This window comes from Sulfuricurvum sp. (genome assembly GCF_036279695.1).
Taxonomy (GTDB): Bacteria; Campylobacterota; Campylobacteria; order Campylobacterales; family Sulfurimonadaceae; genus Sulfuricurvum.
Map to the genome: position 1 here is coordinate 1 of NZ_DASUIQ010000056.1, position 8,866 is coordinate 8,866.

The 8,866-nt window shown below is 40.7% G+C and carries 6 protein-coding genes; 3 read left to right on the top strand and 3 right to left on the bottom strand.

The genetic code is table 11. The features are described from left to right. Both pta and VFW36_RS05725 read left to right on the top strand, forming a co-directional pair. Window positions 1-1,506: phosphate acetyltransferase (gene pta, locus VFW36_RS05720; protein WP_329657851.1), on the top strand; the 1,506-nt coding region annotated here is incomplete at its 5' end. After that, window positions 1,503-2,609 carry an acetate kinase gene (locus VFW36_RS05725; protein ID WP_329657852.1) on the top strand — a complete coding sequence of 369 codons (1,107 nt, stop codon included), beginning with the start codon at window positions 1,503-1,505 and terminating at the stop codon, window positions 2,607-2,609. The genes pta and VFW36_RS05725, both read left to right, overlap by 4 nt. On the opposite strand, the gene VFW36_RS05730 is transcribed toward VFW36_RS05725, so the two are convergent. The 3 genes from VFW36_RS05730 to VFW36_RS05740 form a co-directional block, all read right to left on the bottom strand. After that, window positions 2,598-5,069, bottom strand: coding sequence for a sensor domain-containing protein (locus VFW36_RS05730; RefSeq protein WP_329657853.1), 2,472 nt, complete (start codon window positions 5,067-5,069; stop codon window positions 2,598-2,600). The two genes, VFW36_RS05725 and VFW36_RS05730, sit on opposite strands and share 12 nt — an antisense overlap. Before the next feature lie 139 nt (window positions 5,070-5,208). Further along, window positions 5,209-7,641 carry a PAS domain S-box protein gene (locus VFW36_RS05735; protein ID WP_329657854.1) on the bottom strand — a complete coding sequence of 811 codons (2,433 nt, stop codon included), beginning with the start codon at window positions 7,639-7,641 and terminating at the stop codon, window positions 5,209-5,211. Window positions 7,642-7,674: 33 nt separating this feature from the next. Next, window positions 7,675-8,364, bottom strand: coding sequence for a response regulator transcription factor (locus VFW36_RS05740; RefSeq protein ID WP_329657855.1), 690 nt, complete (start codon window positions 8,362-8,364; stop codon window positions 7,675-7,677). A gap of 205 nt (window positions 8,365-8,569) precedes the next feature. Between VFW36_RS05740 and VFW36_RS05745 the strand changes: the two genes are divergently transcribed. Continuing rightward, the coding region (locus tag VFW36_RS05745; protein WP_414720250.1) for a hypothetical protein at window positions 8,570-8,866 on the top strand (297 nt) is incomplete at its 3' end.

Here is an 8,866-nt window from a genome sequence, read left to right on the forward strand (position 1 = left end):
ACTTTTTTTATGCGGGAGATCGATGAACTCGACCGTATCAGCGTAGCGGAAGTCAAAGAAGCATTAGGGGCTCACGTGATTGTGGGGGGAGGAGCCGATTTGGATCGGATCATCCGCCGTCCGAAAATCGCCGCCATGAACATCGAACATCTCCTGAGTCGTATCGAGAGCAACGATCTCATCATCGTTCCGGGGGATCGTCTCGATATTATTGTGAGTGTGATGTATGCCAACTATGCCAAAGAGTTCCCCTCCATCGCGGCGATTTTGCTCACCGGAGGGCTTGAACTGCCGGAAAATTTTCTCAAGCTGATCAACGGTATCGATTTTTTAACAATCCCGATTTTGAGCGTAGAGAGTGACACCTACCAAAGCGCCCTTTTGATCGATACGATTGCACCAACCTTCCGCCCTGAACAAAAACGTAAAATCGCCCTCGCGATGGGAGAGTTTATGAACGCCATCGATGCCGATCTCCTCCAAGAGCGCATCCGAACTATCCATAGCGATATTATCACCCCCGCGATGTTCGAGTACAGCCTCTATCAGAGGGCGCGCTCTTCACGCAAACGGATCATCCTCCCCGAGAGTAGCGACGAGCGTATTTTACGCTCCGCCGAAATCTTGTTGCGACGTGACGTGGTGGATCTCATCTTGCTCGGCGATCCGGTGAGTATCCACCATCATGCCGACACGTTGGGGCTTGACATCTCAAAAGCGACCATCATCGATCCCTCTACCTCAGAGCTTATGGAACAATACGTCGATCAGTTTTACAAAATGCGCTCCCACAAAGGGCTCAGTTTTCATACCGCACAAGAAGCCATGACCCACGATACCTACTTTGCGACGATGATGGTCTATAACGGCGATGCGGACGGAATGGTCTCCGGTGCCATTCACACGACCCAAGACACCGTTTTGCCTGCCTTGCAAATCATTAAAACCATCCCCTCCATCTCCCTCGTCTCCAGCCTCTTTTTTATGTGTCTGGATACCAAAGTGCTCGTCTATGCCGACTGTGCGATCAACCAAGACCCAACCGCCGCCGAACTCGCCGAAATCGCCATCGCCTCGGCACTGAGCGCCGCATCGTTCGGTATCGAGGCGCGTATCGCGATGCTCTCCTACTCCACCGGAACTTCAGGGCATGGCGATGATGTGGACAAAGTACGCGAAGCGACCGCCATCGTCAAAGCAAAATTCCCCCATCTGCTGATCGAGGGACCGATCCAGTACGACGCCGCTATCGATCCCGACGTTGCCCGTATCAAACTCCCCGACTCTGCCGTAGCAGGTCAGGCGACGATCTTTATCTTCCCCGATCTCAACACGGGAAACAACACCTACAAAGCGGTACAGCGCTCTTCAGGTGCCGTGGCTATCGGGCCGGTACTCCAAGGCTTACGAAAACCGGTCAATGATCTCAGTCGCGGATGCGAAATCGCCGACATCGTCAACACTGTCCTCATCACCGCCATCCAAGCCCAAAGCGTGAACCCATGAGTATCCTCGTCATCAATGCCGGAAGTTCGTCGATCAAATACAGCCTCTATGAGTCCGCTTCGTTGCGTCTGATTGATCACGGTCTTATCGAAGAGATTCGTGATCATCATGAGGGGTTTGAGGTGATGCGCACCCAGCTACTCGTTCACGGTATCGACATTACCCAAATCAACGCCATCGGGCACCGCGTCGTCCACGGAGGGGAGAGGTTTCATGAACCCGCTCTTGTAGATGATGATCTCCTCGCTGAAATCACCGCACTGATCCCCCTCGCACCGCTCCACAACCCTGCCAACATCGAGGGAATTATCGCCGCTCGGACTATCGCACCGAATGTCCCGAATTTCGCGATCTTCGATACGGCGTTTCATCAGAGTATGCCCCCTCATGCTTACCGTTACCCTCTACCGAATGATTGGTATGAGAGCTATCATGTCCGACGGTATGGCTTTCACGGCACATCGCACCACTACGTCGCGCTCCAAGCCTCAGACATCTTGCAAAAGCCTCTCGATGAAATCAATCTCATCACGTTTCATATCGGAAACGGGGTGAGTGCCTGCGCGATAGAGAGGGGAAAAAGTATCGACACCTCGATGGGGATGACACCGCTTGAAGGGTTGATGATGGGGACGCGATGCGGAAGCATCGATCCCTCGATTATCGCTTATATGGTTCATCAAAGCGGTATGAGCATCGAAGCCGTCGATACGATCCTCAACAAAAAAAGCGGTCTCTTCGCCATCGCGGGGACAAACGATCTGCGCAGTGTCATTAATGCCAAAAACCGAGGTGATGAAAATGCGATCTTGGCACTCGATATGTTCGCCTATCGTCTGCGAAAACAGCTCGGTGAGTATATGGCGGTACTGCGCGGAGTGGATGCTATCGTCTTTACGGGTGGGATTGGTGAGCACTCACCGCTTATCCATGAGATGGTGTGTGAGGGGTTGGAGCACATGGGGATTATTTTAGACCCGAATAAAAACTGTCATGGAGAGATTCAAATACATGACGATGAGAGCAGTGTCGCCCTCCTCGTCATCGCGACCGACGAAGAGCGTCAAATAGCTACTTATGTGAAAGAGCACTTAAAGCGCTAAAGGCGCATGCACTTGTTTAACCGTTTTATTCAGAGCACATCTTGCATGATCAACCAAATTCATAGAATATGATACAAAATAGCGTTCAAAATCGCTTGCTTTCATCGGTTTAGCGAAATGGTATCCTTGCACTTCGTCACATCCAAAGCTCTCTACAATAGATAATACTTCTTTGTTTTCTACACCTTCAGCAATCGTTTTTAGGTTAAGATTTTTTGCCATTTGAATGATAGTTTTCACAATAACGGCATCATCGTTGTCTTTGAGGATGTCACGAACAAACGACTGATCGATTTTCAGCTTATCGACGGCAAAGCGCTTGAGGTACGAGAGGCTCGAATACCCTGTACCGAAATCGTCAATCGAGAGTTGAACACCCAGTGCTTTTAAATTACAAACTGATTGAAGCGTCTTATCAGCATCGTGCATAATGATCGATTCGGTGAGTTCGAGTTCAAGGCGATGCGGATCGATTTGGGAAGTATGGAGTGCATTTTTCACGATTTTTTCGAGATTTCCCCGTTTGAACTGCATTGCCGATATATTAACGGCAACGCTAATATCTATTCCCTTTTCTTGCCATAGAGCGGCTTGGCGACATGCCTCTTCGATAACCCATTGCCCGATGGGAACAATCAGCCCGCTACTTTCGGCAATCGAAATAAATCGTATCGGCGGCATCATACCCATCATTGGATGTTGCCATCGTATCAAAGCTTCAACACCAATAATACGATTACAGGATAGATCAATCTGCGGTTGATAATAGAGAATGAATTCATTGTTTTCCAAAGCACTTTTTAGATCATTCTGTATCTTGAATTGTCCGATCAAATTATGGCTCATTTGCTGGGTATAAAAGTGGTATCTGTTTTTGCCCGATTCTTTGGCTTTATACATTGCGGTATCGGCATTTTGGAGAAGTACTTCAAATGTCCCACCGTGATCAGGATAGAGGGCTATCCCAATGGAGCCGGATACAAAAAGGGTATGGGTATTGATCTCGAACGGTTTTTCCAATTCAAGAAGAATTTTTTTCGATAGAGACGCGATAACATTAGGCTCTTGAATATTTGATAAAATCAACAAAAACTCATCGCCCCCCTGACGACTAATCGTATCGCTCTCTCGGATACACTCTTTGAGTCGTGATGCAACACTTTTTAGGATCATGTCACCAATAGTATGTCCCAGTGTATCATTGATCGCTTTGAAGCCGTCAAGGTCAATAAACAAGAAAGCAGCTTTCGTCTCTGTACGTTTGGCATGGGCTATGATTTGTTCAACCCTATCTTTGGCAAGGGTACGGTTCGGCAATCCGGTAAGAGCATCGTGATGTGCCATATACTCGATTTTTTTTTCAGTCATTTTACGTTCAGTAATATCCCTTCCAATTCCCAATACACCCATAAATTCATTACCGTTTTTGACGGGAATTTTCCGAGTTTCTAAAAAAATATGTCGTCCAGAATCAGATAAATTAATCTCCTCTTCATTGATGCATATTTCACCCGATTGCATTGCTTCATTATCTTTTTGGCGAAAAAAGTCAGCTTGTTCACGAGAAACAAAATCATAATCAGTTTTACCGATAATATCAGCTGCAGATGCACCGAAAAAGTGTTCAAATGCGGGATTACACATTACATAAACACCATTAACATCTTTGACCCAAATCAAATCGGGAATCGTAGTGATAACGGCAGCAAGTTTAATTTTGGTTTTAATTAAGTGTTCTTCTTGGAGCTTTCGATTTGTTATATCGCGTGACAGCAGGATATAGGTACCGCTCGATTTCCTCTTGGAAGCAGAGAGTTCAAACCATTTTCTCCCATCTTGCAAATCGATAGATATTGTATTTCCTAAAGATTGACCTTGTTCATCCACTTCACGAATAGTTTGTAATGAGATTTCTGCTGCATCTCTCGTCAAAATATCACGAACATTTTCCCCCAAAATAATGTTTTTTTTAGCCGCGAGAAGACTCTCATCTTGTGCCCAGATATTGAGATAATTACCCTCTCTATCCAATTCAAAAAGTAAATCGGGAATAGTATTCATAATCTCTTGGTTAAATTCGATCATTTCTTGCAGTTGCTGTTCCATCCGTTTACGATCAGTAATATCGATAATATTGATAATTCGCTGTTGCACAATTCCCAGATCATTTTTTATCAGGGTAACGTGCACGGATACCTCTACCAGCGTTCCATCTTTGCGTAGATGTGTTGTCTCAAAAGACAAATTGTTCTTTGCACATAAGTGGGTAGATTCTGCCATAAGTTTTTGTAAATATTCCGGTACGAATACTTCATCAGGAGAGGTCCCGTTGAGTTCATGAACATCATATCCGTGAATAGCGGCAAAGGCAGGATTTACCATCTCAAAACGGTTAATAAGCGCATTACAAATTGCGATACCGACTTTTGAATTGTCAAATATATATTGCAGCTTACCCATTAATTTAATCCTAAGATTTATTTTTATTATTAATACTTAATATTAACACTAATGGGTCATCTTTTGGTCATTCATATAATGGTACAACGTGACAATCAGATGACTTATATCTTTTTTTAAAATCAATCAAAATTCTTAGTTACAAATCTTTCATATTCATGTATGAAGTTATATCTCTACCTATTATCAATGCACCAACTATATTATTCTCATTATCATATTCTGCAATAAACTGAATATGGTGAAGTTTTGAAGTTCCATCTTTGCCTATAAACTTATGATTGTAATCTCTATTTATACCTGTAGCTATGACTTGTTCTAAAATTCCTTCAAATTCATCATATGCATTATGCCAAATTTCCGTAGGACGTTTACCAATAATATCATCCATTGAAACTGAAAGTGTTTTTTCTAACGTACGATTCATAAAAAGAATTCGTCTATTTCGATCATAGCGGATAATATTATCATTAGAGTTTTCGACGAGGGTACGGTATTTTTTTTCGCTATTAATTAGCTCTTCTTGGGACTGTTTACGTTCATAAATGTCTTTTACGATAGATAACCCAAGTGTTTTCCCTTCAAATTCGAAAAGATTAGCCACAATTTCGACATCAATAATTTGTCCCGTTTTTGTGATATGTTTCGTTTCAAAAATTATCGATTCATTTAGTGTTAGTTTTTGTGTTACTTCAAAAACTTCTTCAAATGAGTGAATTACATCGATTTGATCGATACGCATGTTGAGTAATTCATTTTGAGTATATTCCAACATCTTGCAAGCACTTTCATTAACATATATGATTGATAAACTATCGTCGTTTACATATACTGCTTCACTCATGCTATTGATGGCAGTAGTAATCAACATAATCTGTTTAGCAGATTTTTTTTGTTCAGTTATATCACGAACCGTCGCTAAAACATACAAATCATTTCCAATATGAAACAGAGTAGACGAAACTTCAATAGATAACGATAGACCATTTTTACAGATATGCGTTGATTCCATAATTGTATTAGCAGCTTTATGGTTCTCAACATTTCTTTTCAAGTTTTCAAGTTTTGTTCTAAAATGCTCAATGGTAAAATTTGGGTCAAGATCTATAATCGCCATACTTAATAATTCTTCACGACTATAACCGAGCATCCTACATGCACCGTCATTCACATATAGGATCTGTGCTTCTGTACTAATCAAATATACAGCTTCATTCGTTGAATCTAATGCCGTACCCAACATTCGAATATGATCGACATTTTTGTATTCATCAGTCTTATCCCAAATATTGGCGATATGATAGAGAATGTCACCCTCATCGTTTTTTATAACGATTATCTCGATAAAAACAGGGAAAATCGAACCGTCTTTACGACGGTGAAGTGCTTCAAATGTAGCATGACCGGTTTCAAATGCATGAGACGATGCTTCAGATAACACAGGAAACGACTCTTCACAAAACAGATCACAAAAGCGTAAGTTTTCAACTTCATCGGGTGAATAACCATAGAGAGCATTAAATGCAGAGTTAGTCATTTCAAATGCATTGCTTGTACCTATATGGATTGCGATTCCCCAGTGTGCATTATGAAATATTTTAGACCATTTAGTGAGATGTTCTTTTGCTTCTTCGAGTTCTAAAATACGTTCCGTGAGGCGTTGAATTTTTTCTTCTGTATTATGCTGTATCGATACACTGTTATCTATGCCATCAAAAGGGAGAATAACACTAAAACAGGCACCATGAATTGTATTATGAACTGCAACAGAACCTCCAAAACGATTGACAATGATTTCACGAGCCATATAGAGACCTAGTCCTGAACCGTTGGTTTTGGATGTGATGTATCGATCAAAGATCGTATCGATAATATCTTCGTCAATTCCTCCTGCATTATCAGAGATGGTAATGATTGCAGCATCGTTCGTCTCATAGAGTAATACTTCGATGTACGGAAATGAAACAGAAATATTATCGAGTGCTTCTTTGGCATTTAGAATGATATTGAGTAAAGCATGAAGAAACTCATTGGCATCTCCTTTTATCGAAACACTGGAATCATGTAAAAAGCGAAGATCAATCTTACTGTTATTAAAGGCATAGTCTGTCAGTTTTTGAATCGCTTCAAACTGTTCGGAAATCTTAAATTTTTCGTTATTAGATTTATGTTGTGATAAAAAACGGTAAAAAGTATCGATTGTCTCACCCAAATGTGCGAGGAGTTCCACACTTGAATCGATGGATGTTTGTAATTCATCCTTGGGTATCTCATACCCGAGCGCAATTGAAGCCTTAAGAGCACATTGAATACTGCTAATAGCATTAAGAGGCTGTTTCCACTGATGAGCAATATCAGCTGTCAACTCTCCTATAGAAGCATTACGTGATTGTAAAAAACAAATTTTATTGTCCAATTCATTTTTTTGTAGAAGAGTAATACGCTCCTTTTGAAGCCCTCTTATACGATAAAGGAAAACACTGGAGAGTGAAATGAGCAGTAGTACACAACCGATAAGAAAAGCTATCACTAAGGATGAATCGCTAATACCTAGCAATAAATTAGGCATCATAAACAATCCAAAGATATGACGGTATTTTTCATATTATTTTTTTACTGTATCAATACGGTATCCACTTCCTCGCACCGAAATAATAATATCTGAATCAATTTTTTTACGTAATCGAAGGATCGTATTTTTAAGAGTAGAGTCACTGATGGGATCAAATGGCCAAATTGTTTGAATGATTTCATCATACGTCACTGTTTTGTTGCATCGTGCTATAAGAAGGTTTAGTAAATCATACTCTTTTGCCCCTAATATAACAGTTTTTCCATCGCGGTAAAGTTCTTTTGTAGAGGTATTGTAATGAATATTTTGATCGAGTGTCAAAAGCACTTCCTCTTTCGGCAACCTTTTAAATGCTTGACTCAACGCCAGGGTAAATTTTTCAAACTGAATCGGTTTAAATAGATAAGCGTCTATTGAAAGATTTACTGCATTAAGAAGCATGTCTTGTTCAGCATAGCTGCTCATGAGTATAACCGGAATATGGTAGTTATATTTTCGAATTTTAGTAATAAGAGATAGTCCGTCACAACGAGGCATTTTAATATCAGTTATAATAATATCAGGATGTTTTTCTTCATAAAGCCGTAATGCTTCTTCACCATCAGATGCAACGTATACTTGATTGAATAACATTTTGAGAATTTTGGTTATTTGTGTCCGAGTGATTTCATCGTCCTCAGCATAAAGTGCCGTTTTCAACTTTAAAAAATGTAAATTTTGCATACATTACCCTCTATTATAACCTCTATACTTTCATATAAATAAATAAATGAAAGTATTTTTTTAATTATATAATTATTTATTCTAATTATTAACTGAATAATATTAAGTCACTAAAAAGTCATTTAAAACCAATAGATAAGCGACCAATAAGTGACGATACTAATATAGAATTATATTTAATTTTTATTATAAGGTAAGGTTGCAAATGTTCTTTGGAAATAAAACCACGGTTGAAGATGTAGCGCCTCTTCATGCAAAAATCGCAGAACTCGAAAAAAGTAATCAGTCGCTGCAAAATGAACTTACCCAACTAAAGGTGGAGAACGCGACATTTAAAAATAATGCCGTTTTATCTGAGTTGATTAGCAGTTTAACAGAAAGTTTGTTGAATGCCTGTCAGAGCGATTTGACACTGCTTCAAAAAGACCTTGCTGAGAACGTAAGCCAGCTTGAAGAGATTGAGGCATTGAACAAAGATAACCGTGAAAATGCGGTGGGGATT